Source organism: Haladaptatus sp. CMSO5 (assembly GCF_036689885.1).
Classification (GTDB): domain Archaea; phylum Halobacteriota; class Halobacteria; order Halobacteriales; family Halococcaceae; genus QDMS2.
In genome coordinates, this window is the sequence record NZ_JBAHVW010000001.1 from 2,597,558 (window position 1) to 2,620,359 (window position 22,802).

Annotated in this window: 28 protein-coding genes and 1 tRNA gene; 20 read left to right on the forward strand and 9 right to left on the reverse strand. The window is 61.3% G+C overall.

Translation table 11 applies throughout. The features are described 5' to 3' along the window. Nucleotide 1: 1 nt before the first annotated feature. The 10 genes from V5N12_RS13890 (at nucleotide 2) to V5N12_RS13935 (ending at nucleotide 8,085) form a co-directional block, all read left to right on the forward strand. Nucleotides 2-538 (forward strand): 50S ribosomal protein L6, encoded by a 537-nt coding sequence (locus V5N12_RS13890; RefSeq protein ID WP_332899765.1) that lies wholly within the window; start codon nucleotides 2-4, stop codon nucleotides 536-538. Beyond that, nucleotides 538-1,251, forward strand: a complete 714-nt coding sequence (locus tag V5N12_RS13895) for a 50S ribosomal protein L32e (protein WP_332899766.1) — start codon at nucleotides 538-540, stop codon at nucleotides 1,249-1,251. Before V5N12_RS13890 ends, V5N12_RS13895 begins: the two co-directional genes overlap by 1 nt. Continuing rightward, the gene (locus V5N12_RS13900) at nucleotides 1,248-1,697 is read left to right on the forward strand and encodes a 50S ribosomal protein L19e (RefSeq protein ID WP_332899767.1); all 450 of its coding nucleotides are present in this window, start codon (nucleotides 1,248-1,250) and stop codon (nucleotides 1,695-1,697) included. Before V5N12_RS13895 ends, V5N12_RS13900 begins: the two co-directional genes overlap by 4 nt. After that, entirely contained in the window at nucleotides 1,697-2,251 is a 555-nt protein-coding gene (locus tag V5N12_RS13905) for a 50S ribosomal protein L18 (protein ID WP_332899768.1), read from the forward strand. Before V5N12_RS13900 ends, V5N12_RS13905 begins: the two co-directional genes overlap by 1 nt. After that, nucleotides 2,248-2,889, forward strand: coding sequence for a 30S ribosomal protein S5 (locus V5N12_RS13910; RefSeq protein ID WP_332899769.1), 642 nt, complete (start codon nucleotides 2,248-2,250; stop codon nucleotides 2,887-2,889). Before V5N12_RS13905 ends, V5N12_RS13910 begins: the two co-directional genes overlap by 4 nt. Beyond that, nucleotides 2,889-3,353 carry a 50S ribosomal protein L30 gene (locus V5N12_RS13915; RefSeq protein WP_332899770.1) on the forward strand — a complete coding sequence of 155 codons (465 nt, stop codon included), beginning with the start codon at nucleotides 2,889-2,891 and terminating at the stop codon, nucleotides 3,351-3,353. The genes V5N12_RS13910 and V5N12_RS13915 overlap by 1 nt, the downstream gene beginning before the upstream one ends. Before the next feature lie 2 nt (nucleotides 3,354-3,355). After that, nucleotides 3,356-3,856: an uL15m family ribosomal protein gene (locus V5N12_RS13920; RefSeq protein WP_332899771.1), complete on the forward strand. Its 501-nt coding sequence runs from the start codon at nucleotides 3,356-3,358 to the stop codon at nucleotides 3,854-3,856. A 4-nt stretch (nucleotides 3,857-3,860) separates the two neighbouring features. Beyond that, entirely contained in the window at nucleotides 3,861-5,333 is a 1,473-nt protein-coding gene (gene secY, locus V5N12_RS13925) for a preprotein translocase subunit SecY (RefSeq protein ID WP_332899772.1), read from the forward strand. A gap of 150 nt (nucleotides 5,334-5,483) precedes the next feature. Beyond that, complete coding sequence (locus V5N12_RS13930; protein ID WP_332899773.1) at nucleotides 5,484-6,896, forward strand: right-handed parallel beta-helix repeat-containing protein; 1,413 nt, start codon at nucleotides 5,484-5,486, stop codon at nucleotides 6,894-6,896. A gap of 124 nt (nucleotides 6,897-7,020) precedes the next feature. Beyond that, nucleotides 7,021-8,085, forward strand: a complete 1,065-nt coding sequence (locus V5N12_RS13935; protein ID WP_332899774.1) for a zinc-binding dehydrogenase — start codon at nucleotides 7,021-7,023, stop codon at nucleotides 8,083-8,085. Between the two features lie 2 nt (nucleotides 8,086-8,087). Here the strand turns inward: V5N12_RS13935 and V5N12_RS13940 are convergent, their stop codons facing one another. Continuing rightward, complete coding sequence (locus V5N12_RS13940) at nucleotides 8,088-8,579, reverse strand: SRPBCC family protein (protein WP_332899775.1); 492 nt, start codon at nucleotides 8,577-8,579, stop codon at nucleotides 8,088-8,090. A 265-nt stretch (nucleotides 8,580-8,844) separates the two neighbouring features. On the opposite strand from V5N12_RS13940, the gene V5N12_RS13945 reads away from it, so the two are divergent. Further along, complete coding sequence (locus tag V5N12_RS13945) at nucleotides 8,845-9,018, forward strand: hypothetical protein (RefSeq protein ID WP_332899776.1); 174 nt, start codon at nucleotides 8,845-8,847, stop codon at nucleotides 9,016-9,018. 22 nt (nucleotides 9,019-9,040) lie between these two features. On the opposite strand, the gene V5N12_RS13950 is transcribed toward V5N12_RS13945, so the two are convergent. The 4 genes from V5N12_RS13950 to V5N12_RS13965 form a co-directional block, all read right to left on the reverse strand. Continuing rightward, nucleotides 9,041-9,559, reverse strand: coding sequence for a hypothetical protein (locus tag V5N12_RS13950; protein WP_332899777.1), 519 nt, complete (start codon nucleotides 9,557-9,559; stop codon nucleotides 9,041-9,043). Nucleotides 9,560-9,652: 93 nt separating this feature from the next. Then, nucleotides 9,653-11,890 carry an amino acid permease gene (locus V5N12_RS13955; protein ID WP_332899778.1) on the reverse strand — a complete coding sequence of 746 codons (2,238 nt, stop codon included), beginning with the start codon at nucleotides 11,888-11,890 and terminating at the stop codon, nucleotides 9,653-9,655. Then, nucleotides 11,887-12,315 (reverse strand): universal stress protein, encoded by a 429-nt coding sequence (locus tag V5N12_RS13960; RefSeq protein ID WP_332899779.1) that lies wholly within the window; start codon nucleotides 12,313-12,315, stop codon nucleotides 11,887-11,889. The genes V5N12_RS13955 and V5N12_RS13960 overlap by 4 nt, the downstream gene beginning before the upstream one ends. After that, nucleotides 12,308-12,460, reverse strand: coding sequence for a hypothetical protein (locus tag V5N12_RS13965; RefSeq protein WP_332899780.1), 153 nt, complete (start codon nucleotides 12,458-12,460; stop codon nucleotides 12,308-12,310). Before V5N12_RS13965 ends, V5N12_RS13960 begins: the two co-directional genes overlap by 8 nt. 87 nt (nucleotides 12,461-12,547) lie before the next feature. Here V5N12_RS13965 and trkA point away from each other — a divergent pair, with 87 nt between their 5' ends. Both trkA and V5N12_RS13975 read left to right on the forward strand, forming a co-directional pair. Continuing rightward, the gene (trkA, locus tag V5N12_RS13970) at nucleotides 12,548-13,882 is read left to right on the forward strand and encodes a Trk system potassium transporter TrkA (protein WP_332899781.1); all 1,335 of its coding nucleotides are present in this window, start codon (nucleotides 12,548-12,550) and stop codon (nucleotides 13,880-13,882) included. After that, the gene (locus V5N12_RS13975) at nucleotides 13,879-15,414 is read left to right on the forward strand and encodes a TrkH family potassium uptake protein (RefSeq protein ID WP_332899782.1); all 1,536 of its coding nucleotides are present in this window, start codon (nucleotides 13,879-13,881) and stop codon (nucleotides 15,412-15,414) included. The genes trkA and V5N12_RS13975 overlap by 4 nt, the downstream gene beginning before the upstream one ends. On the opposite strand, the gene V5N12_RS13980 is transcribed toward V5N12_RS13975, so the two are convergent. The 3 genes from V5N12_RS13980 to V5N12_RS13990 are packed head-to-tail and all read right to left on the reverse strand — an operon-like array spanning nucleotide 15,411 to nucleotide 18,110. Then, nucleotides 15,411-16,997 (reverse strand): TrkH family potassium uptake protein, encoded by a 1,587-nt coding sequence (locus V5N12_RS13980; RefSeq protein ID WP_332899783.1) that lies wholly within the window; start codon nucleotides 16,995-16,997, stop codon nucleotides 15,411-15,413. The genes V5N12_RS13975 and V5N12_RS13980 overlap by 4 nt on opposite strands. 1 nt (nucleotide 16,998) lies before the next feature. Continuing rightward, nucleotides 16,999-17,682 (reverse strand): potassium channel family protein, encoded by a 684-nt coding sequence (locus V5N12_RS13985; protein WP_332899784.1) that lies wholly within the window; start codon nucleotides 17,680-17,682, stop codon nucleotides 16,999-17,001. 44 nt (nucleotides 17,683-17,726) lie between these two features. Then, nucleotides 17,727-18,110, reverse strand: a complete 384-nt coding sequence (locus tag V5N12_RS13990) for a hypothetical protein (protein ID WP_332899785.1) — start codon at nucleotides 18,108-18,110, stop codon at nucleotides 17,727-17,729. 104 nt (nucleotides 18,111-18,214) lie between these two features. Here V5N12_RS13990 and V5N12_RS13995 point away from each other — a divergent pair, with 104 nt between their 5' ends. The 7 genes from V5N12_RS13995 (at nucleotide 18,215) to V5N12_RS14025 (ending at nucleotide 22,304) form a co-directional block, all read left to right on the forward strand. Continuing rightward, nucleotides 18,215-18,847: an adenylate kinase gene (locus V5N12_RS13995; RefSeq protein ID WP_332899786.1), complete on the forward strand. Its 633-nt coding sequence runs from the start codon at nucleotides 18,215-18,217 to the stop codon at nucleotides 18,845-18,847. Nucleotides 18,848-18,930: 83 nt separating this feature from the next. After that, a complete protein-coding gene (locus tag V5N12_RS14000) occupies nucleotides 18,931-19,845 on the forward strand; it encodes a DUF106 domain-containing protein (protein ID WP_332899787.1) in 915 nt (304 codons plus the stop codon). A gap of 36 nt (nucleotides 19,846-19,881) precedes the next feature. After that, complete coding sequence (gene cmk / locus V5N12_RS14005) at nucleotides 19,882-20,457, forward strand: (d)CMP kinase (RefSeq protein WP_332899788.1); 576 nt, start codon at nucleotides 19,882-19,884, stop codon at nucleotides 20,455-20,457. Beyond that, nucleotides 20,457-21,341: an RNA-guided pseudouridylation complex pseudouridine synthase subunit Cbf5 gene (locus tag V5N12_RS14010; protein ID WP_332899789.1), complete on the forward strand. Its 885-nt coding sequence runs from the start codon at nucleotides 20,457-20,459 to the stop codon at nucleotides 21,339-21,341. Before cmk ends, V5N12_RS14010 begins: the two co-directional genes overlap by 1 nt. Before the next feature lie 65 nt (nucleotides 21,342-21,406). Continuing rightward, nucleotides 21,407-21,479: transfer RNA gene (locus V5N12_RS14015), tRNA-Pro, on the forward strand. Nucleotides 21,480-21,903: 424 nt separating this feature from the next. Continuing rightward, on the forward strand, nucleotides 21,904-22,113 hold the full coding sequence (locus V5N12_RS14020) for a hypothetical protein (RefSeq protein WP_332899790.1): 210 nt from the start codon (nucleotides 21,904-21,906) through the stop codon (nucleotides 22,111-22,113). Between the two features lie 8 nt (nucleotides 22,114-22,121). Further along, entirely contained in the window at nucleotides 22,122-22,304 is a 183-nt protein-coding gene (locus V5N12_RS14025; RefSeq protein ID WP_332899791.1) for a hypothetical protein, read from the forward strand. Between the two features lie 4 nt (nucleotides 22,305-22,308). Here the strand turns inward: V5N12_RS14025 and V5N12_RS14030 are convergent, their stop codons facing one another. Continuing rightward, the gene (locus V5N12_RS14030) at nucleotides 22,309-22,749 is read right to left on the reverse strand and encodes a hypothetical protein (RefSeq protein ID WP_332899792.1); all 441 of its coding nucleotides are present in this window, start codon (nucleotides 22,747-22,749) and stop codon (nucleotides 22,309-22,311) included. Nucleotides 22,750-22,802 lie beyond the last annotated feature (53 nt).

Sequence of the window (22,802 nt, forward strand, 5' to 3'; positions counted from 1 at the left end):
CATGGCACGAGTAGAACTCGAAATTCCAGACGATGTGACGGCCGAAGTCGACCGCTTCGACCTCACAGTAAGCGGCCCAGAAGGATCGGTAACGCGCCGACTCTGGTACCCGAACGTCACCGTCTCCGTTGACGACAACGTTGTCGTCGTCGAGAGTGACGTTGAGAAAGCCAAGATGAACGCCACCATCGGGACGTTCTCGAGTCACATCGAGAACATGTTCCACGGCGTGACCGCAGGATGGGAGTACAAGATGGAAGTCTTCTACTCTCACTTCCCAATGCAGGTTCGCGTCGAAGGTGACGACGTTGTCATCCAGAACTTCCTCGGTGAGAAGTCCCCGCGACGGACCACCGTTCACGGCGACACGGAAGTTCAGATTGACGGCGAGGAGCTGACGCTTTCCGGTCCCGACAAAGAACACGTCGGCCAGACCGCAGCGGACATCGAACAGCTCACGCGCGTCAAAGGCAAAGACACTCGGGTGTTCCAGGACGGCGTCTACATCATCGAAAAACCACAGCGAGGTGACGCCTGATGGCAGACGAAGACCAACCACAAGAACTGACCGACATCAGCGGTGTCGGCGAGGCAAAGGCAGAGGCACTCCGCGAAGCAGGCTTCGATACGGTCGAAGCCGTCGCGCGCGCCTCCCAGTCTGAGCTCGCCGAGGTTGATGGCATCGGTAACGCCCTCGCCGCCCGTATCAAAGCGGACGTCGGCGGGCTCGAAGTCTCAGAGGAGACGGAAGCCGAAGTCGAAGACGAAGACGCGGAAGCCGAGGAGGCAGCCGCAGAAGACGTCGAAACCGAACTGCAACCACGCGGCCTGGTCGATAAGACCCCCGACCTCGACGACGAGGAAGCACGCCTGCTTCAGGCGCGTTCCCGCGCGGGCAAACCGCAGTTCAACCGCCAGGACTACCACAAGAAAAAACGCACGCCGACCTCGTGGCGCAAGCCACGCGGTGGGCTCTCGAAGCAGCGCCGCGGCATCAAGGGCAAGGGCCCGATGGTCGAGGCAGGCTACCGCACCCCGAAATCGATTCGTGGGCGGCACCCAAGCGGCTTCGAAGAAGTGCGCGTCTTCAACGTCGATGACCTCGATGGTCTCGACGGTGACACGCAGGCAGCCCGTATCGCTGGCTCCGTCGGTGCTCGCAAACGCGAACGCATCGAAGAGGAGGCAGAGGAGATGGGCGTCCGCGTGCTCAACCCAACCTACGTCGAAGTTGAGGTGACAGAAGAATGAGCGACCTGAAAGCCCAGCGCCGTCTCGCAGCCGACGTCTTAGACGTCGGGAAGAACAAAGTTTGGATGGACCCAGAGGCCTCAGCCGAGATTGCAGAAGCAATCACGCGCGAGGACATCCGCGAACTCGTTGCGGACGGCTCCATCACGGCAAAGGACAAGCGCGGGAACTCCCGCGGTCGTGCCCGTGAGCGCAACAAGAAGCGCGCCTACGGACACCGCAAAGGCCCCGGTTCCCGCAAAGGGAAGGCTGGCGCACGGCAGAACAAGAAAGCAGACTGGACGAGCCGCATTCGCGCACAGCGAAAGAAGCTCAAAGAACTCCGCGACGAGGGTGAACTCAACCGCACCCAGTACCGCTCGCTTTACAACAAGGCAAGCGGTGGCGAGTTCCGCAGTGTCCAGTACCTGCTCAACTACATCGAACAACAGTACGGTGACGAATAATGGCTAACGGACCACGATACAAGGTTCCGATGCGGCGCCGCCGCGAGGTCAGAACGGACTACCATCAGAGGTTGCGCCTGTTGAAATCCGGCAAGCCTCGTCTGGTCGCTCGAAAGAGCAACCAGCACATCAGGGCGCAGCTGATCACGGCTGGAGACGAAGGCGACGTGACACTTGCGAGTGCAACGTCTGCCGACCTCGCCGATTTCGGCTGGGAGGCCCCGACTGGTAACCTGCCTGCAGCGTACCTGACCGGCTATCTCGCTGGCAAGCGTGCGCTCGCAGCAGGCCTCGAAGAGGCAGTGCTTGACATCGGCCTTAACACGGCAACCCCCGGCAACAAAGTGTTCGCAGTTCAGGAAGGCGCAATCGATGCAGGACTCGACATCCCGCACAACGAGAGCGTCCTCGCTGACTGGTCTCGCACCCGCGGCGAACACATTGCCGAGTACGCAGAATCGCTCGACGAACCACTCTACAGCGGAGAGTTCGACGCGACCGAACTCCCCGAGCACTTCGACGAAGTGCGTGAACGACTGGAGAACGAACTATGAGCAGAAACAACAACGGCTGGGAGCCACGAACCCGTCTCGGTCGGAAAGTCGCAGAGGGCGACATCACCACGATGGAAGATGCCCTCCGCTCGGGTCTCCCGCTTAAGGAGCCCCAGATCGTCGACCAGCTCCTCCCGGGGCTCGAAGACGACGTGCTGGACATCAACATGGTCCAACGCATGACTGACTCCGGCCGCCGTGTCAAGTTCCGCTCGGTCGTCGCCATTGGTAACCGCGATGGTTACGTTGGCTACGCCCAGGGCCGGGACGACCAGGTCGGTGGCTCCATCCAGAAGGCAATCGAGCGCGCAAAACTGAACATCATCGACGTCTCGCGTGGCTGCGGGTCGTGGGAATGTGGCTGTGGGCGACCCCACACCGTCGCACTCCGCACGTCCGGTAAGGCAGGCAGCGTTGAGGTCGAACTCCAGCCCGCACCACGTGGGCTTGGACTCGCGGGCGGGGAGACCGTCCGTTCGGTGCTCGAACTCGCCGGTATCGAAGACATCTGGACGCGCTCGTCGGGGAACACCCGCACGACCGTCAACTTCGCAAAAGCAACCTTCAACGCGCTTCGCAACACGGCTGAGGCCCGCGTGCCCCAGCACGCCCGCGAGCAGCGTGAGGTGATCGAATAATGCGAGCACTCGTCCAGATTCGCGGTGAAGTGAACATGAAACAGGGCATCCGCGACACGCTCTCCATGCTCAACATCCACAAAGTCAACCACGCGACCTTCGTCCCCGAGACGGAGGCCTACCGTGGCATGATCACCAAGGTCAACGACTACGTTGCCCACGGTGAGCCAAGCAAGGACGTCGTCGTCACGCTCCTTCGGACGCGCGCAGAGCCGCTCGAAGGCGACGCGACGGTCGACGACGAGTGGGTGGCAGCAAACACCGACTACGACGACATCGAGAGCCTCGCAGACGCGCTCTTTGCAGAAGAGACGAACCTCCGCGAGCAAGGCCTCTCTCCCGTGCTTCGCCTGCACCCCCCACGCAAGGGACACAACGGCATCAAGCACGTCACTAAAGAGGGTGGCGAACTCGGTAAGCACACGACAGAGGAGATCGACCAGCTCCTCGAGGCGATGCGATAACCATGACCAGTAAGAAACGACGCCAGCGTGGCTCGCGCACCCACAGCGGCGGTACCCACAAGAACCGGCGTGGTGCCGGAAACCGTGGTGGCCGCGGTCGCGCCGGTCGCGCAAAACACGAGTTCCACAACTACGAACCGCTTGGTAAACACGGGTTCACCCGGCCGCCGTCACTCCGCGAAGACGTCCGCACTGTGGACGTCCAGACGTTAGACGAGAACGCGGTGCTCTACGCCGCAGACGGTCTCGCAGAAGAGACCGACCACGGCTTCAAGCTGGACGCCCGCGACATCGTCGAAGACGGTCACGACGTCGATGTCGTGAAGGTGCTCGGTGGAAGCCAGATTCGTAACCAGCTCGTCGTAACGGCTGACGACTTCAGCGAGAGCGCACGCGAGCTCATCGAGGGCGAAGGCGGCGACGCCATCCTCAGTGAGCGCGGCCAAGAGCGCCAGGCTGAACTCGAAGCAGACGACGAAGACGAAGACGAGGACGCGGAGTAGACCCATGGGCTGGAAGGAGGCTGCTGAACCGGTGCTCACCCGAATGCCGTCGGTACGCAGACCGGAAGGTCACGTGCCGTTCCGGCGCAAGCTTGGCTGGACAGCGGGCATTCTGGTGCTGTATTTCTTCCTGACGAACGTGTTCCTGTACGGACTCGGCTCCGGACAGTCGGACGTGTTCGGGCAGTTCCGCTCCATCCTCGCGGGTGGTCAGGGAACCATCCTGCAGCTCGGTATCGGTCCGATCGTCACCGCAAGCATTGTGCTGCAGCTACTCGGCGGCGCCGACCTCTTGGGCCTCGATACGAGCAACCCACGAGACCAGATTCTGTATCAGGGCCTCCAGAAGTTCCTGGTGGTCGTGATGATTTGTCTCACCGGCCTCCCGATGGTGTTCGCAGGAAGCTTCCTGCCCGCAGACCCACAGGTCGCCCAGAGCCTCGGCATTGGACTCACGGGCGTCAAGTGGCTCATCTTCGCGCAAATCTTCGTCGGCGCAATCCTCATCCTGTTCATGGACGAGGTCGTCTCGAAATGGGGCGTCGGCTCGGGGATTGGCCTGTTCATCATCGCCGGTGTCAGCCAGAGTCTCGTGGGTGGCTTCTTCGCCATTCCCGGACTCGGCTCGAACGAAGCAGGGCTGTTTGCGACGTGGTTTGGCATGCTCACCGGCAGCGTGGACATGCCAAGCATTCTGTCGCTTTCGGGCCTCCAGGTGCTGTTCGTCGGTGAAGGGCAGATTCTCGCGCTCATCACGACCCTCCTCATCTTCGGTGTGGTCGTGTACGCAGAGAGCGTCCGCGTCGAGATTCCCCTCTCGCACTCGCGCGTGAAGGGTGCTCGCGGGCGCTTCCCGGTCAAGCTCATCTACGCGAGCGTCCTGCCGATGATCCTCGTTCGTGCGCTCCAAGCGAACATCCAGTTCCTCGGGCGCATCTTAGAGGCCCAGTGGGCCGGCATGCCCGGCTGGGTCGGCACGTACGCCCAAGGCCAGCCCGTGAGCGGGCTGTTCTACTACCTCGCGCCCATCCAGTCACCCGGACAGTGGATGTGGTGGCTTGGACAGACAACGGCCGAGCCGTGGATGATCATGATCCGCGTGCTCATCGACCTGACCTTCATGGTCATCGGTGGGGCAATCTTCGCCATCTTCTGGGTGGAGACCACCGACATGGGGCCGGAAGCAACCGCGCGTCAGATTCAGCGCTCGGGGATGCAGATTCCCGGCTTCCGCCAGAGCCCCGGTGTCATGGAAAAGGTCTTAGAACGCTACATCCCACAGGTCACCATCATCGGCGGTGCCCTCGTGGGCCTGCTCGCCGTCATGGCGAACATGCTCGGCACCATCGGTGCCGTCTCCGGTACGGGCTTGCTGCTCACCGTCTCCATCACGTACAAACTGTACGAGGAGATCGCAGAGGAGCAACTCATGGAGATGCACCCGATGATGCGCCAGATGTTCGGCGGCGGCGACTAACTCCGGTTCGCAGTTTTTATTTTTTGCAGTACCGTTCAGAGAGACGCGGCTGAAGCGGCTCGGTTGAAGTTTTCACCAAGATCTCGGCGGATGAAATGATTATTCACTGAATAATAACAGTGTGTCTCCAGAGTTGTCAGCGTGGACATAATGAAACGACTATTAGTCGCACTTACTGCAGCACTTGTTATCACCTCGACAGCGGCGGGGGCATCGCTTGCATTTTCTTCACCGGTTGCAGCGACAGAACCGACGACGATAGAGTCGTGTACCACCATCAACGCCTCGGGCGAGTACGTACTCGCCAACAACATTACCGGGGCACAGGATGGGTGTATTCAGATCACTGCCGACAATGTGACCCTAGACGGTGATGGGCACGTGTTGGACGGGGAGGGGGAGAATTACGAGCGGGCAATTGTCGCAACGGATGTAGAAAACGTAACCGTTCACAATGTGAGCATCACCGAATGGGCGGGTGAAGGCATCTTGTTCGAATCGGTCACAGGTGGGGAGGTTCGTGAGTCCTCCTTTGAGGTGGTTGACCGGGGAGCTGTGGTTTCAGATTCAAGCAATGTTACCGTTGTGGACAACCACATCTTCGACGTCAATATTGTCGGTGTCGAACTGGAACGAACTAACAATAGTCACATTACAGCGAACCTCTTTGAGGAGAAATACATCTACGCAGGCATCGAGTTATCACACTCACACAACAATCTGATTGACCAGAATACGGTCAGAGATATCGGTGGGAATGTGCTCAACGCCAAGGAATCGAACAGAAACGTGATTGTGAACAATACCGCAACGGACACCTACGGTGGCGTCATCATGCGAGATTCAGACGGGAACCGAATCTCTGAGAACACGCTTTCGGATACTGATACGGCCGTCTCTGTCCGTGGAGCGAAAAACGTCATCAGCAATAACACTGTAATTGGTGGCTTCACTGGCATCAGCGTCGGTGGGTCCGAGGATACGGTGGTAAAGAACGACGTGTCCCACACAATCGACTTCGCAATAACAGTTGATGGGACGAACCAGACAATCACAGACAATCACATCCGCGGAGGCGGTGAAGGTATCTCCGGAAGTGGAGGTGGCGTCCGTGTCGAAGGGGCAAATCAAACCATCGCGAACAACAATATCACGGGTGCAGTCAATAGCGTCAAAGTCCAGTTTTCCAATGGAACTATCGAAATTGTCGACAATAACCTCGAAAGCTTCCAGCGTGGTGTCTGGGTTGCGGATAAAGAGCGTGCAGTCTGTGGACAGAAAGAAAGCACCAATGCAAGCTTCGTAGAGGTTCACGGCAACGCAATCGCCGATGACGGCTACCACTTCTACGGCGTGTTGAACGAAGCAAACGGCACCGTCAATGCAACCGGAAACTACTGGGGAGCAACAGACGGCCCTTCGAGCCCTGAGGACCAGACCGTTACCGACCCGAAAACCGGTCGCCAAGCGAACGGAAGCGGGACAACCGTCTCAGACGGTGTGCGATTTGACCCCTTCCTTACAACCGACCCGACCACAGACGACGCGCAGTCAGAAGCATAACCAACTCACAATCGAATCAACGAGATTTTTTCGTGACTTGAGAGACGGAACTCGTAGAGCGGTTCACTCGCAAAGACGGTGCCCTCATACGGACGTTTATCCACTCGCACACGAATCCGAGAGCATGCGCGCTGCAGTGTTGCGAGAGTACGGAGAACCGCTCAAAATCGAAGAGCGCGAGCCACCGACACCGGAGCCACACGGCGCGGTCGTCGCCGTAGAAGCGTGTGGCATCTGTCGCAGCGACTGGCACGCGTGGATGGGCCACGGCGAGTGGGCCGACGACCAAGTGCCCCGCGGGCAGGTGTTGGGCCACGAACCCGCAGGCGAAGTCGTGGCGGTTGGCGAGCAGGTCACAGCCCTCACAGTAGGAGACCGTATCGCGGTGCCGTTCAATCTCGGTGACGGGACGTGCCACTACTGTCGAAACGGGTACGGAAACGTCTGTGTGAACGACCGGGCACTCGGGTTTCAGCCGGAAGCTCCCGGTGCGTTCGCAGAGCAAGTTCACCTTCCGTGGGCGGAGTACAACGCGATGCGATTGCCAGAGGGCGTCAGCGCCCGCGACGTGGCCGCAATTGGGTGTCGGTTCATGACGGCGTTTCACGGCCTCGCACACCGCGCCGCCCTCGGGCCGGGCGACTGGCTCGCTGTCCACGGCTGTGGCGGGGTTGGCCTCTCTGCGGTGCACGTTGGGAAGGCACTCGGCGCGCGTGTCGTCGCGGTGGACGTAAACGAGAGTGCACTCGGTCGGGCGAGTGACCTTGGTGCGACGGAAGTCGTAAACGCAACCGAGTGCGAAGTTCCCGCGACAATACAGGCACTCACGGACGGTGGGGCACACGTTTCGATGGACGCACTCGGTATCGCGGAGACGTGTCGGAACTCCATCCGGTCGCTACGGCGGCGCGGCGAACACGTCCAAGTGGGACTTTCGACCGACGCAGAACGCGGCGAGGTATCGGTGCCGACCGATTACATGGCGAGACACGAACTCTCCTTTCACGGTTCTCGTGGGATGCCGCCGACGCGTTACGACGAGCTGTTCGGTCTCATGCAGGCAGGTGCGGTCACGCCCGGAAAGCTGGTCAGTCGCGAGGTTGCCCTCTCAGACGTTTCAGACCGCCTCGACGCGATGACTCGCTACGAGGTCGAAGGCGTGGAGGTCGTGACCGACTTTGCGAACTGAGCTCAGTCGAGGCCGTCCCAATCAATCGGTCCGCTCACGAAACGCTCTTTGAGCCGCGGCAACACCGTTTCCGCCCACGCCTCGACGAAGTAGTCGTAGGCCTTCGTCCAGTCTGGGCTTTCACCCCACCCGCTGTGGGTGAGGCTGACCTGCGTGCGGTCGTTCGGGAGGTCACGGAAGCGGACGACGACGCTCGTCCGTTGGTCGCGGACGGTGGGCAGCGAGGGCGGGGCGTTCCACGTGAAACTCAGCATCCGCTCCGGTTCGATGGCGAGGATGACGTTGCCTTCGCCCCCACGGAAGCCGTCCTCGGCCTCGGGATTGAAAAGCATCTCGTAGGCACCCATCACGGTGAGGTCAATGGTACAGTCGGGCGCGAAGAAGCTTCGCGCGCCCGCGTCGGTGGTCCAGGCGTCCCAGACGGCGGCTCTGCTGGCCGGGACGGTAACGGTTGCGTGGATGACGCGCTCTCTGCCGACAGAACGAAGCTGCATGTAGAGCATAGGCTGGCAGAGAGCGTAAAGCCGTGCTCTCGCCACCCTGTTGAGGCAGCCGTACCCAGAGACAAAGACGCTGAGAGTGGAGGCCCCCACACCGAGCGACGACCGTCGGCCGGTCGCTCACACCCCCATTGGATATTGCAATACCCAATATTGGAGACGCGTGCTGAGATATTGAGCGCTACTCAGGGCGATTGACCGGTCAACAGCCGACACTCCGGCGTGAGATTGAAATCCATGGTACGCTAACTCACACCACATGTGGGTGTTAGAAATCGGCCTCGAAGCCGCCGGTGTCGAGACGGGAATGGGAGACCTCGTCGCCGCGGCAGTAATCTGGATGATGGTGCTCGCACTCCCGCTGTTACTGGGAAAAGCCTACGACTTCTGTTATGACTTTTTCAATCCGGTTGTCGAAGACGACTGGGAATAACAAGGGGCGAAACCGGTGGGCGTTAGTCGAAGCTGAAGAGACCGCCGTCAGAGTCGTCTGATTCGGTCGTCGTGGTCGTTGAGGTGGTCTCCTCGGTGGTCGTGGTGGTTGTCGTCGAATCGGTCGTGGTCGTTTCGGTGGTGGTCGTCTCGGTAGTGGTCGTTGATTCCGTCGTCGTTTCTGTAGTCTCGGTCGTCGTGGTGGACTCCGTCGTCGTCGTGTCCGTAATCGTCACCGTTGGTTCGGCGGTTGTAGTCGTCGTACTCGTGGTCGTCGTTGACGTCTCAGTCGACTCGGCTGGCTCGTCGGTCGTCGCCGTCGTGGACGTGGTCGTGTCTTGGGCGGTCGTGGCTTGCGTCGTGGTCGCCGCAGACGTGGTTTGCGTCGGGGTTGCCGTGTTGGCCGTGTCAGATTGGTTGCCCTCGGCGAGGTTGCTGACGGACGACCCCATCTCGGGGGCAAAGGGGGCGATACCCGTCGAGACAGCGATGCCAGAGATGAACAGCAAGAGCCCAACGGCGAAGAGAGATTTTTGTGTCACACCCATCGTTGATTACTCCTTACCTGTCACCCCTCGTTATTATCGGGAGGCTAAACGCGTGAAACGGAAGAAAAAGCGCGGCGGTGTGGTCGATTACCGGCCGAATAACCGCTCGCGAAGGGTGCGACTGCGGCCCTTCTCTGCGAGCAACACCGAACACGAGATGTCGTCGACCACGTCGAGGACGAGCGACCCGCGAACGAGGCGAGTGAGCAGGCCCTTTTCGGTCGCGCCGATGATGACGAGCGAGGAGTCTTTCGCCGCCGTCTCGATGGCGCCCTCGACGTCGCCAGTGGTGTCGATGCGGAGGTTCACGTCCGCGAGGTCGTGTTCTCTGGCCCACTGTTCTAAGAACGCGCGGCCATCTGCTTCCTCGTCGGGTGAGTCGACGGCGTGAAGCAGGGTAATCTCGGAATCGTACTCTGCGCGCAGCATCGTCGCCACGGCCGCAGAGAGGTCTGAATCCGGGCCACCGGCGGTCGGGACGAGCAGCTTCGAGGGGTCGAACCCACGGTCTTTGAGCACGAGGAAGTCACACGGGATGTCCTCGGTGAGTTCGTCTAACGCGCTCTCTGCGCGACCGGGTGCGCCGTGGGAGTCTTCCCCCCACCCCATCACGACGAGGTCTGCCTCGTGGGTTTTTGCCGCGTCGAAAATCTCCTCGAACGACCGGTGTGAGAGGATGGTGTGAGTGTCTACGTCCACGCCGAACGTCGTCGCGTCTTTGTGGGCGCGTTCGAGCAACGTCGAGGACTCCGCGTCGAGTTGGTCTTTGTACGCCGCCGCCCCCGCAAGCGCCGTCTGGTCGGGGACGGTGATGATGTGGACGGCGTCAACGGTGCCGCCTTTCTGTTTTGCCACCGCACTCGCAAGCGAGATGAGGTCTTTCTCGCTCGCGGGGTTTGCAAGCGGCACCATCACGCGATACTGGCCGCCGTCTGGCTGGACGGCCCCTGCCGCGGAGACGGCGGGTTCCGGCATCACGTCAGAGCGGTTCAGGATGTACTGGCTCAGAATGCCCTGTTTCTCCGTGCGCGAACGGGCGTAGAAGACGTACCAGAGCGCGGCGAAGGCGACGAAGGCGAGACTGAGGGCGACGATTTCCGGATTGATGAAGGCGATGAGCGCGAACGAGATGACCGCCCCGAGAATCGGCACGACGGGGTAGAACGGCACCTCGTAGTCGGGTTTGTAGCCCGCCGGATTCGCCTCGCGCATCACGATGAGCGCGATGTTGAGCAGGCCGTAGATGATGAGGTGGAGCGTACTCCCGGCCGTCGAGAGTGTCGCCAAATCACCGAACAGGATGAACAGCAAGATGAACCCGCCGGTGAGCGCGATTGCGCGATACGGCGTCCCGAAGCGGGGGTGAATCGTGTTCAGGTCTTCGGTGACGATTTTGTCCCGCCCCATGGCGAAGTTGATGCGCGAGGAGGCAAGAATCGAGGCGTTCGCACTCGACGCCGTTGCGAGCAGGCCGCCAAAGAGGAGGGCAACTGCGCCAATCGGCCCGAGGAGGATGCGCGCCACGTCCACGACGGCGGTGTCGTTACCCGCGACCACGCTGTTTGGCACGGCGGCGAGGACGACGAGCAAGACAAGCGCGTAGATGGCGGTGACGAGCAGGACGCTCCCGATGACGGCGCGCGGCAGGTTGCGGCCGGGGTCTTTGATTTCCTCTGCGACCGACGTAATCTGGACGAAGCCCAGATAGGAGACGAAGATGATGCCCGTCACGGGGAGCAGCGGTCCGTAGCCGTCCGGCGCGAACGGCCGGAGCGAGGAGATGTCTGCTTGCAGTGCCCCGACTAGCGTGAACACCGTGAGGATGCCCACGAGCGTGACGACGATGATGTTCTGCAGGCGGCCCGTCTCCTTTGCGCCGACGTAGTTGATGAGCGTAAACAGGGCTGCACCGACGAGGGCAATGATTTTCGCACCCGTCAGGGTGAGCGGCCCAAGCGCGAGGGTGGGCACGTCTACGAACACGGAGACGTACTGGCCAAAGCCGAACATGTAGAACGCAGAGGCAAAGGCAAGACCCATCCAGTTGGCCCAACCTGCAATGCTGCCGAACAGCGGCCCGAGGGCGTGATTGACGTAGTAGTACGCGCCCCCGGCTTTCGGCATGGCCGTGCCGAGTTCACTCGCGGAGAGTGCGGTGAGCAGGGCAATCCCGCCACCGAGGACGAACGCCGCGGCGGCGAGTGGGCCGGCGGTTTCGACGGCCACTCCGGGCAGGACGAAGATGCCCGCCCCAATCATGGTGCCCACGCCGATGGTCAGCGCGGCGAGCGGCCCGAGGTCTTTTGCGAGTTCTTCGTCACTCATTTGTCAGTGACGTCCGGCAAGACGACCACCGGCCGGTCGGTGTCGGTCACGAGAGATAGTGCAACGTCCCCAGAGAGCAGGCGAACCCACCGGCTCCCTCCACGCGGCGAGAAGGCGATTGCCGTCGCGTCTACGTCCGAAGCAGTGTCGAAAATCGTCTCTGCAACGTCCGTCCCGTAGCGCAGTTCGGTCTCGACGGTGCCCGTGGTGAGCGTGTCTTTGACCACGGCGAAGATGTCTGCTGCGCCCTCCTGTCGTTGTTCGACGGAGGCTTTGTCGGGTGCGCCACCTGCTTTTTCGATGACGTGAAGCGCCACAACGCGGCTGTCGGCGTCGAGATACGGCGCGAGCGCGAGACACGTCGTTCGCGCGTCGGTCTCGTCAGCGACCGGGACGACGACGCAGTCGACGAGGGAGTTACCCATCGACACCACCGCCCGGTGGCTCGTGTTCGATAGCGAGGCCGTGACAGTTCCCGTTGCTGGCGAGTGAATGGTTCATGATAGGTGCAGACAGACTACTCGAACTTAACTGGTCGGTGTCGTCGGTCGATACGTGAGCAAGTTGCACACTGAGACGGTCTGAGGAATAGAAATGAACTTACCTCCCCCGGCAAAACACGACAACCATGAAGAGTCTCGCTCGTGAGGGGTCTGGATGCGAGTAATCGTTGTGGGAGCCGGTGAAGTCGGCTCCAGTATCGCAGCGAGCCTCGCAGACAGCCACGAAGTGGTCGTGATTGATATTGACCGCGACCGCGTCGAGGCGCTCACCTACTCCCTCGACGTGCTCGCTATCGAAGGCGACGGCGCAGACCTCGACACGCTGAGAGAAGCCGGTATCGAACAGACCGACATGGTCATCGCCAGCACGGACGACGACGAGACGAACATCGTGACCTGTGGCACGGTCAAAACCACGAGTGACGCCTTCACCATCGCCCGGGTGAAGAACACGAAGTATCTCACGACGTGGCAGAGCAAAGAAGGCGCATTCGGCGTCGATTTCCTCGTGTGTACGGACTTGCTGACCGCAGAGAGCATCGTCCGCGTCGTTGGCCTCCCCGCGACCCAAGACGTAGACGCCTTCGCGGGCGGAAGCGTCCTCATGGCCCAGTTTGGCATCTCGGCTGAAAGCCCCATCACCGGTCAGACGATTCGAGACGCAGACCGCTTCGACTCACTCACCTTCGCCGCCATCTTGCGGGGAGATGCGGTCGTCATCCCGCGCGGGGAGACGACCATCGAAACCGACGACCAAGTCATCGTCATCGGCAGCCCCGAGAGCGTCCGCGGCTTTGCGATGGAACTCGCCCCCGGACAGGGCGGCAACGGCCAAGACGTGGTCATCATCGGCGGCAGCGAAATCGCCTTCCAGACCGCCCGCCTGCTCGAAGCCCGCGGCTTTCATCCCCGCCTCATCGAAGACCGAGAGGCGCGCGCGCTCGAACTCGCAGAGCGTCTGCCGAACACCACGGTCATGGAGTCAGACCCGACCGACATCGAGTTTCTCACCCGTGAGATGGTCGGACAGGCAGACATCGTCATCGCGGGCCTCGAATCCGACGAGCGCAACCTGCTCGCCTCGCTGCTCGCAAAGCGCCTCGGGGCAAAGCGTACCGTCGCCATCGTCGATGCCGGCGAGTACGTCGACCTGTTCGAGGCCGTTGGCGTGGACGTGGCCGTAAATCCCCGTGAGGCAACTGCAGAGGAGATTACGCGCTTTACCCGCGACGAACAAGCAGAGAACGTCGCGCTCATCGAATCAGACCGCGCCGAGGTGCTCGAATTCGAAATCGACGCAGACAGCATCCTCGCGGGCCGCCCGATTCAACAGTCGGTCGCAGACCTCCCCGAGGGCGTCGTTATCGGCGCGGTGACGCGCGACAACCGCATGATTACCCCCCGTGGTGACACCGTCATCGAGGTGAACGACCACGTTGTCCTGTTCGTTGACCACGACGCAATCGACGCGGTGACCGCGAGCGTATGAAACGGCGCGTAAACTGGTGGACGAGTGTCAGTCTGACCGGCACCGTCATCAAATATCTCTCCGTTGCGCTGTTGCTACCGCTGTTCGTCGCGCTCGTAGACGGAGAGGGCGTCATGACGTTCGTGGCAACCATCGCCATCACGCTCACCGTTGGCGTGGCCCTAGAACGCTTCGAACGCGACGACGAACTGGGCTTTCGTGAAGGCTTCCTGATGGTCGCACTGACGTGGTTCGGCGTCGCCGTCATCGGGACGATTCCGTACCTCATCGCGGGCTACGGCACCGAATCCATGCTCGCAAATCCCGTGAACGCGCTGTTCGAGTCGATGAGCGGGTTTACCACCACAGGCGCGACGGTGATGGGCGACTTCACGATTCACTCGCGCGCCATCCTCATCTGGCGACAGTTGACCCAGTGGCTCGGCGGCATGGGGATCGTCGTCCTCGCCGTGGCAATCTTGCCCGAGCTGTCTGTGGGGGGCGCACAGCTCATGGACGCAGAAGCGCCCGGCCCCGGCCTCGAAAAGCTCACTCCGCGTATCGCAGAGACGGCGCGGGCACTCTGGGGGGCGTATCTCGGCTTCACCATCCTCCAAATCGTGTTGCTCTACGGGCTGCATCTCGGCGGGATGGCCCCGAACATGGACGTTTACAACGCCGTTGCCCACGCGCTCACGACGATGCCGACGGGCGGGTTCTCCCCGGAAGCCCGGAGCATCGAAGCGTTCTCTGCGGCCGTCCAGTGGGTCATCATCCCGTTCATGGTCGTCGCCGGGACGAACTTCACGCTGTTCTGGCACGTCCTCACCGGCGAGTCAGAGCAGTTATTCGAAGACAGCGAGTTTCGCGCCTATCTCGGCGCGATGGCCGTCCTCTCTGCGGTGATTGCTGGCTTGCTGTTCACGGGTGCGGGCCTCGACGCTATCGCCGGGCAGGTGCCGCCAATCATCGGTGAGAGCGAAGACGCGCTGCGCCACGCCACCTTCCAAGTCATCTCGATTATGACGACGACGGGCTACGCCTCGATGGACTTCAACACGTGGAGTGCGCCCACCCAGTACCTCCTCCTGTTCGCCATGTTCATCGGCGGCAGTGCGGGGTCTACGGGTGGGGCAGTCAAGGTCGTCCGCTGGCTCGTCATCCTCAAATCGCTCCGTCGTGAGCTGTTTACGACGGTCCACCCCGAAGCCATCTCGCCGGTGCGCCTCGGCGGGCGGGTGGTCGATGAGCGCGCGATTCGCGGCATCTACGCCTTCACGCTGCTGTACGTGCTCATCTTCTTCTTCGGCGTGCTGTTCGTGCTCGTGGACATGACGCGCATCCAAGACTCGCTGTCGGTGCTCGAAGTGATGAGCGCCGTCGCCGCGACGCTCGGAAACGTCGGCCCGGGCTTTGGCGCGGCCGGACCGATGAACAACTACCTCGTGTTCACCCAAGAGAGCAAGCTCCTGATGGTGTTCTTGATGTGGGTTGGGCGACTGGAAATCTTCCCGGTGTTCGTCCTGCTCACGTCGGCCTACTGGCGGAGTTAGGGGTTGAGTCCGTAAACGGCCGCCCGGATGAACACGAGGATGGGGATGATTTCTAAGCGACCGACCCACATGTTGAGAATCAACATCCCTTCTGCGAGGCGCGGCATCGTCGGCCCGGTGATGCCGGTCGAAAGCCCGACGTTCCCTTGAGCGCTCGCCACTTCGAACAGCGCGTCTGCGAAGGAGAAATCGGGGCCAGCGAGGTTCGTGAGGACGACGCTTGCGACGAGAAGCAAGATGAGCCAGAGGATGGTGACGATGGCCGCCTCTGCGAACTCGCGTTCCATCTCGTTTCGGTGGAGCGTTCGGCCGTCCATCTTGAGCGTGATGACGGCGTTTGCGGGCAGAAACACCCGTCTGAACTGCCAGCGAATCCCACGGCCAATCGTGTAGCCACGGATGATTTTGATGCCACCAACCGTACTTCCGGCGGCCCCGCCCATCGTCATCGCGCCGGCGAGGATGACCTTCCCGCCTGAAGACCACGTGCCGATGGGTGCAGACTGAAAGCCCGTACAGGTGAGCGCGCTGATGAACTGGAAGGTCGAATCGCGCAACGAAAGCGCGGGCGCGAGCGTGGCGAGGTTCTGAATCGTGAGCACGGCGACACCGAGGCCGAATAGGATGAACAGCCAGCGCGTCTGAAGGTCCGAAAAGAAGTGACGTGGGTCACGCTCTGAGAGGACGAGGTAGTGGATGGGGAACGCTATCGCCCCAATCGCCATCACCGGCAGCAAGACGACTTCGATGAGCGGCGAGTTATAGGTGCCAATCGAGTTGTCAGTGACGGAAAATCCGCCGGTCGAAAGCCCCGTCATCGCGTGGTTTATCGCCTGCCACGCGACTTCGGTCGTCGGGAGTGTGCTGCCGTACTCAGAGAGGCGAATCGCCACGAACAAGAGCGCAATCGACAGGAGGGTGTAGCCGAGGAACATCTTCCAGACGGTTCTGACTGTTGAGACGATGCTCGGGTGGATTTTCTCCTCGCGTGTTTCACTCTGGTAGAGTGCGTAGCTCCCACTGCCGGGGCGGGCGAGAATCGAGACGGTGAGGACGATGACGCCCACGCCCCCGACCCACTGGATGAGCGAGCGCCACCAGAGCAGCGCCTTTGGCAGGGTTGGCTCGTGAACCGCCATCGTCAGTCCACTGCCCGTCCACCCGCTCATCGACTCGAAAAAGGCGTGCAGCGGCGAGCGAAAGTAGGCGAGACTCGAGCCGTAATCGACGCCCGCGGGGACGTAGCTTGCCGCGACGGACTGGGGCACGATGTACGCGGCGAACAGGAAGGGTAACGCACCGAAAATAGCGGTCGCAAACCAGCCTGCGGCGGCGATGACCATCCCGTGTTTCATCAGCGGGGCTGGCGCGTCGTCGAACAGTTTTCTGGCGAGGCCGCCGACACCGGCGGTAACCGTGGCGGCGAGGACGAACGCCCCGGCAACGTAGAGTTCTCCGAACGCGAGCGCCACGCCCGCAGAAAGCGCGAGCAGGGCGGCTTCCATCAACACGAGCGCGCCGACGTCGCGGAAGATGGTGGCGAGGTCGGTCGGCACGATACCGTCGTGGGCTGGGTTCGCCATCTCAGTCGTGGTCCTCGTAGTGACCGAAGATGTCGGTTATCTCCGGTGTTGCGCCCTTGCCCGAATACACGGTCAGCAGGTCGCCTGCTTCGAGTCGCGTGTTCCCACGGGGTGTAATCGGATGGCCCCCACCGTTTCGCTCGATGGCCACGATGAGCATTTCCTCCGAGAGGAGCCCAGCCGTGTCGGCTTCCTGCAGCGTCTTGCCATCGATTGGCGAGTCCTCTTTGACGGTGATTTCGAACACCTCGGCCTCGTCACCGATGCGCATGTAATCGACGATTGCCGGGCGTTTGACCGAGCGATAGAGATACTCTGCGATGAGGCGCTGTGGGTTCTCCATCGTGTTCACGCCAATCTGGCGGAAGATGTCCATGTGGTCTGGGTTGTGCACGACGGAGACGATTTTCGGGATGGACAGCTCCTTCGAGAGCAGACAGACCATGATGTTCGTCGCATCCTGGTCGGTCGTGCTGATGAGCGCGTCTGCGCGGTCTGCGCCCGCATCGAGGAGCGTGTCTTTGACCGTGGCATCGTCGTGGATGACGAGACAGTCGAACGACGAGGCGACGAGTTCGGCCTTAGCCTCGTCGCGTTCGATGACAACGACCTCATTTCCCCCCGCGGTCGCAATTTCGATGAGCGGAGTGCCAATGTCACCAGCACCAACGATGACGATATACATCTGGAGTCGGGGTTCTCCGCCGGTTATTGAAAGTGTGTCGCTTCTCAGATTTGCGTGACCCACGCGACGTAGTCGTCCGACCGCTCGTAGACAGTACAGAACGCCACGTCAACGAACGCCGCGACGCGTTCTGGGTCGGTGCGCGCGGCGATGCGGACGTTCGCACCCTCTGCTTCCTCAGGGCGGGTGAGCTCGTCGATTTTGAACGCCGGATAGTCTGCGAGCAGGGCTTTGAGGCGGTCGAGTTCGGCCGCGGTGCAATCGAGGTTGAGCGTGCCAGAGGCGAACTGTATCCACGGAGCGAGGGACTCGCCCTCGACTTCGGCTTCGATGGTGAGAAACTGGCTGTCTCGACTGTCGTGTGCGGCAATCGCATCGACGAAAAGTGCCCGGCGCGCGTCGGCGGTATCGGCGGCGAATCGCGTCATGCGGACGGCTTTGTCGCGGAGGCGTAAAAGCGAGGGGGCCGCAAGTGGGCAGGACCTTCGCCCGTTTCCATACGCCTTTTAGGGCTGGCCTCAAATTCTCGGCTATGAGTCAGCCGCACATCCTGTTGCTCGGCGCACCGGGCGCTGGTAAAGGCACCCAGAGCAGTCGAATCGTGGAGGCGTTCGATGTCGAACACGTCACGACAGGTGACGCACTGCGCGCCAACAAGGACATGGAGACGGAGTACGGCACGCCTCGGTCGTTCATGGAAGCAGGCGAACTCGTCCCCGACCCTGTCGTAAACGCCATCGTCGAAGAGGCGCTCACGAGCGCGGACGGCTTCGTCTTAGACGGCTACCCGCGCAATTTAGAGCAGGCAGAGGAACTCGACGGCATGACCGACCTCGACCTCGTTGCCTACCTCAACGTTGCAGAAGAGGAACTCGTAGAACGTCTGACCGGCCGCCGCGTCTGCAGTGAGTGTGGCACCAACTTCCACATCAAATTCAACCAGCCCGCAGTACAGGGCGTCTGCGACGAGTGTGGCGGCGACCTCATCCAGCGTGACGACGACACCGAAGAGACCGTTCGCGAGCGCCTGCGCGTCTTTCGGGAGAACACGGAACCGGTCATCGAGTTCTACCGCGAGCGCGGCCAGCTCGTCGAAATCGACGGCGAAGGCACGCCCGACGAGGTCTGGGGGAAGCTGAAAACCGCCATCGAAGCCGCACAGTAAGCGACTTTTCTTCCGGCGCGAAGCCGGTTTTCCGGCGCGCGCAGAGTAAAAGGTTGATTAACAGCTAGTGCCAAGAGAGGGCAATGGCACGGACAGCGGAAAAAGTGACCGCACTCGTCAACCAAGACGGGTCGATGGCCGACGCCCTCAACGTCGTCCTCGAACACGCCCAAAACGGAGATGGCTCCGTGACGTGGGGCGATGTGAAAGGCGAGATTACGAGCGGCGAGTGGGGTCGTCTCATCGAGAAGGGCATCCTAGTGGAGGGAAACGGCGAAGGGTTCGTCGTCAACAATCCCGACCAGGTGCGCGCGGCGCTCGATGACACCACCCCGGGCACGAAAAGTCGGTCGCGGTCGAAGAAGTCGAACAGTAGCGACACAGATTCGAGTTGGTCATCCTACGATAAGGCCGCAGCCCTCATCACCGTGGGGCTGTTCGCGGGCTACTCCTATGGCCCCGTTCGCGACATCATCGGTGGGGGGATGAACGTCCTCCTTGGTCCGCTCGAATCGATGTTGCCGTTCTACGTCGTCGTGATGGTGCTTGCACTCTTTACTGGGCTTTACTCGACGCTCTTGCAGGCGAACCTCATGGACATGGAGAAGATGGGCGAGTACCAGTCTGCGATGAAGGAGATTCAAGAGCGGCGCAAGGCCGCCCAAGAGCGCGGCGACGACGCCGAACTCGAACGCATCCAAGAAGAGCAGATGGAAGCCATGGGCGACAACCTCGGCATGTTCAAAGAGCAGTTCCGCCCGATGGTGTGGATTATGCTCCTGACCATCCCGGTGTTCCTCTGGATGTACTGGATGCTCCTCACCCGCGGTGACGTGATTACGCCGAGTCAGATCACCATGCCCCTGATTGGGACGGTGGGCTGGGAAGAGGGTGTCCTTGGCCCACTGCAGGCGTGGATTCTCTGGTACTTCGTCTGCTCGGTGAGCTTCACCCAAATCATCCGCAAATCGCTCAACATCCAGACGACGCCGACGTAACGAACTTCTTTTTACTCCCTCGCTCGGAGGGTGTATATGCTAATCACCGTCTCCGGACCAGCCGGAAGCGGCAAGAGTACCACCGCGAAGGCGCTCGCCGAGGCACTCGGCTACGAGCACATCAGCGGTGGCGACCTCTTTCGCTCTCTTGCAGAAGAACGTGGACTGACACCGCTCGAACTCAACAAACGCGCAGAAGAAGACGAGCAAATCGACCGCGACTTGGACCGAAGACTGCGCGACATCGCCCGCGACAAAGACGACGTGGTGCTCGAATCGCGCCTCGCTGGCTGGCTCGCGGGCGAGTACGCAGACCTCCGCCTCTGGCTCGACGCGCCACTGCACGTCAGAGCCGCACGGATTGCAGACCGCGAGGGCAAACCCGTAGAGCAAGCACGAAAAGAAACACGCGCGCGCTCAAGCAGTGAAGCCCAGCGGTATCAAGAGTACTACGGCATCGACATCACCAACCTCTCTATCTACGACCTGAACGTCAACACAGCGCGCTGGAGTCCGGAAAGCGCGCTCGCCATCGTCCGAACTGCGGCCGAAGAGTACACCGCAGCAGACGACGAAGGGACGGTCGAGATAACCATCGACTACCAGTTCTAATGCACACACGCGGCCCACCCGAAGAACGACGCCCCACAGACCGCCTCCAGTTCGGGGTCATCAACCTCGACAAACAACCCGGCCCCTCCGCCCATCAGGTGACCGGCTGGGTGCGCGATTTGGCCGGAGTCGAACAGGCCGCCCACGCGGGAACCCTAGACCCGAAAGTCACGGGCTGTCTCCCGATTTTGCTCGGTGACGCCACGCGCATGGCACAGGTGTTCTTAGAGGGCGAAAAGGAGTACGTCGCGGTGCTCGAACTCCACGGCCGCGCACCTGCGGACCTGGAAGCGACAGTGGAGGAGTTCGTCGGCCCGATTTACCAGAAACCGCCGCGCAAGAGCGCCGTGGTTCGTCGCCTGCGCGTCCGCGAGATTTACGACATCGACGTACTCGAAGTCGCAGAGCGCCAAGCCCTCCTGCGAATTCGCTGTGAGAGCGGCACGTACATCCGCAAACTGTGCCACGATATCGGCCTCGCGCTCGGAACCGGCGGGCACATGGGCCACCTCCGCCGGACGGCCACGACGCCGTTCGACGATTCGACCATGGTGACGCTCCACGACTTTGCAGACGCGCTTGCCTTCGCCGAAGACGGCGACGAAAGCTGGCTCGACGAAGTGGTGCAGCCAGCAGAGCGCGCGCTCACTCACCTGCCGAAGGTTACGATTGCGCCAAATGCGGCCGAACAGGTCGCAAACGGCGCGCAGGTGTATGCCCCCGGCGTGATTTCAGTCGAAGGCGTCGAAGACGGCGACGAGGCAGACCGCCCACTCGTGGCGTGCTACACGCCGGACGGCGCGGTCGTGTGCCTCGGCAGACTGGTCGGTGCCCCGTCACGGGAGACGGGCTGTGTGGTCTCCTTAGAGCGCGTCCTCGTCTGAGGAAACCCGTAGGCGGGACGCCGAAGCGAAGGGCTTAATGTGCACACTCACATCTGCCGTATTGCGGGACCGTGGGGTAGCCTGGTATCCTCTGCGGATGGGGTCCGTAGGACCTGAGTTCGAATCTCAGCGGTCCCACATTCTTACGTGAACAACGACAACGAGCACCGCGTAGCGGTGCGAGTTACTCGGCGAGCGTCAGAATGTGGACAGAGCGGAGATTCGAGCAGGGAGCGAGAGGTGCGCGAAGCGCACGGAAGCGACCGAGTTCGAATCTCAGCGTCTTGCGCGAGCGGAGCGAGCGCAAGGCTCGTTGCGAACGTAGTGAGCAACGGTGGTCCGCACGAATGTAATGAGTGCGGATTACGTCACGACCAACGGGAGTGACGATGGTTCACGCGAGCAGCGCGAGCGTGAATGAAGGAGCGACCAAAGGGAACGACTGAAGTCCCACATTCCAACTCGCGTCCACCTTGCACATGCAAGCCCCAACCCGCCGCCGTACAGGACTTTCAAGCCAATCGGCCCAAGCACATACAAGTGGTCGCGCCAAATCAGTGGTATGGGGTTGGGTAAATTACTGAACTCTCGGGGAATAAAGCGGTTGAGTACGCTGTCGATGATTGCAGAGGCGGCGGTTGCGTTCCGTCGTGGAGAGAAGAAGATTGGAGCGATGCTCATCGGGGCGGCCGTGCTCTCCATGCGCTGGAGCGCCGTTGGGCTGGCCGGTGAGGGATTGATTCGACTGTACCGTCGGAAACGACCACTCTAAGCAAGCCAATGACAGACGATAACTCCGAAGACAAAGCCGAGGCAGCACAGACACAGCAAGAAGCGCGAAACGAGCACGAACAGGAGCGCAAACAGGAAAAGCTCGAACGCGAAGACCAGAAACGAGAGCAGGAAGCCGAAAAAGCGGAGAATCCGGACAACCACCGCGACGGCGAGCCGTTCCAGAGCTGATTTTTTAGAGCAGTCCGGCGACGACGAGCAGCGCGAGGGCGACCGCGCCCGCGGTGAAAAACAGCGGGAGGTTCTGCTCTACGGCCACCTTCGCGGTTTTACTGCCGAGTTCGCGGCGGAGACGGCGGAGGCCGACCTGCAAGAGTCCGGAGAGAATCACCCAGAGGACGACCATCGAGATGACGAGATGGCCCCGCCCGGTCGAAGCGAGCGAGCCAAAGGTGTAGAAGTTCCCGGCGAGGTGGCCGCCGGTGATGAGCAAGAGGAGAATCGAGGCGGTCGTCACGGTGGTAAAGCGCCCGGCAATCCACTTGAGACCGTCAGTGCTCATCTGCCCGGCGCGGGCGGCGGGGAGGATGATACCGACGAAAAAGAGCGTGCCACCGACCCAGATGCCGGCGAACAGCATGTGGAAGACGGCCATAATCGTATCAATGAGTGCCATGTTCCGAGTAAGGCACCGGGGTGTCCAAATTGTTCCGGTTGCTGAATTGTTCG

What these genes read in the sequence shown, in the direction of transcription:
- V5N12_RS14000 (WP_332899787.1), top strand. Translation starts at nt 18,931, where the DNA reads ATGGCACGGACAGCGGAAAAAGTGACCGCACTCGTCAACCAAGACGGG.
- secY (WP_332899772.1), top strand. Translation starts at nt 3,861, where the DNA reads ATGGGCTGGAAGGAGGCTGCTGAACCGGTGCTCACCCGAATGCCGTCG.
- V5N12_RS13890 (WP_332899765.1), top strand. Translation starts at nt 2, where the DNA reads ATGGCACGAGTAGAACTCGAAATTCCAGACGATGTGACGGCCGAAGTC.
- V5N12_RS13905 (WP_332899768.1), top strand. Translation starts at nt 1,697, where the DNA reads ATGGCTAACGGACCACGATACAAGGTTCCGATGCGGCGCCGCCGCGAG.
- V5N12_RS13945 (WP_332899776.1), top strand. Translation starts at nt 8,845, where the DNA reads ATGTGGGTGTTAGAAATCGGCCTCGAAGCCGCCGGTGTCGAGACGGGA.
- V5N12_RS13940 (WP_332899775.1), bottom strand. Translation starts at nt 8,579, where the DNA reads ATGCAGCTTCGTTCTGTCGGCAGAGAGCGCGTCATCCACGCAACCGTT.
- V5N12_RS14030 (WP_332899792.1), bottom strand. Translation starts at nt 22,749, where the DNA reads ATGGCACTCATTGATACGATTATGGCCGTCTTCCACATGCTGTTCGCC.
- V5N12_RS13895 (WP_332899766.1), top strand. Translation starts at nt 538, where the DNA reads ATGGCAGACGAAGACCAACCACAAGAACTGACCGACATCAGCGGTGTC.
- V5N12_RS13980 (WP_332899783.1), bottom strand. Translation starts at nt 16,997, where the DNA reads ATGGCGAACCCAGCCCACGACGGTATCGTGCCGACCGACCTCGCCACC.
- V5N12_RS13990 (WP_332899785.1), bottom strand. Translation starts at nt 18,110, where the DNA reads ATGACGCGATTCGCCGCCGATACCGCCGACGCGCGCCGGGCACTTTTC.
- V5N12_RS13960 (WP_332899779.1), bottom strand. Translation starts at nt 12,315, where the DNA reads ATGGGTAACTCCCTCGTCGACTGCGTCGTCGTCCCGGTCGCTGACGAG.
- V5N12_RS14020 (WP_332899790.1), top strand. Translation starts at nt 21,904, where the DNA reads ATGGGGTTGGGTAAATTACTGAACTCTCGGGGAATAAAGCGGTTGAGT.
- V5N12_RS13900 (WP_332899767.1), top strand. Translation starts at nt 1,248, where the DNA reads ATGAGCGACCTGAAAGCCCAGCGCCGTCTCGCAGCCGACGTCTTAGAC.
- V5N12_RS13985 (WP_332899784.1), bottom strand. Translation starts at nt 17,682, where the DNA reads ATGTATATCGTCATCGTTGGTGCTGGTGACATTGGCACTCCGCTCATC.
- V5N12_RS13935 (WP_332899774.1), top strand. Translation starts at nt 7,021, where the DNA reads ATGCGCGCTGCAGTGTTGCGAGAGTACGGAGAACCGCTCAAAATCGAA.
- V5N12_RS13910 (WP_332899769.1), top strand. Translation starts at nt 2,248, where the DNA reads ATGAGCAGAAACAACAACGGCTGGGAGCCACGAACCCGTCTCGGTCGG.
- V5N12_RS14025 (WP_332899791.1), top strand. Translation starts at nt 22,122, where the DNA reads ATGACAGACGATAACTCCGAAGACAAAGCCGAGGCAGCACAGACACAG.
- V5N12_RS14010 (WP_332899789.1), top strand. Translation starts at nt 20,457, where the DNA reads ATGCACACACGCGGCCCACCCGAAGAACGACGCCCCACAGACCGCCTC.
- V5N12_RS13975 (WP_332899782.1), top strand. Translation starts at nt 13,879, where the DNA reads ATGAAACGGCGCGTAAACTGGTGGACGAGTGTCAGTCTGACCGGCACC.
- V5N12_RS13995 (WP_332899786.1), top strand. Translation starts at nt 18,215, where the DNA reads ATGAGTCAGCCGCACATCCTGTTGCTCGGCGCACCGGGCGCTGGTAAA.
- V5N12_RS13920 (WP_332899771.1), top strand. Translation starts at nt 3,356, where the DNA reads ATGACCAGTAAGAAACGACGCCAGCGTGGCTCGCGCACCCACAGCGGC.
- V5N12_RS13955 (WP_332899778.1), bottom strand. Translation starts at nt 11,890, where the DNA reads ATGAGTGACGAAGAACTCGCAAAAGACCTCGGGCCGCTCGCCGCGCTG.
- cmk (WP_332899788.1), top strand. Translation starts at nt 19,882, where the DNA reads ATGCTAATCACCGTCTCCGGACCAGCCGGAAGCGGCAAGAGTACCACC.
- V5N12_RS13930 (WP_332899773.1), top strand. Translation starts at nt 5,484, where the DNA reads ATGAAACGACTATTAGTCGCACTTACTGCAGCACTTGTTATCACCTCG.
- trkA (WP_332899781.1), top strand. Translation starts at nt 12,548, where the DNA reads ATGCGAGTAATCGTTGTGGGAGCCGGTGAAGTCGGCTCCAGTATCGCA.
- V5N12_RS13915 (WP_332899770.1), top strand. Translation starts at nt 2,889, where the DNA reads ATGCGAGCACTCGTCCAGATTCGCGGTGAAGTGAACATGAAACAGGGC.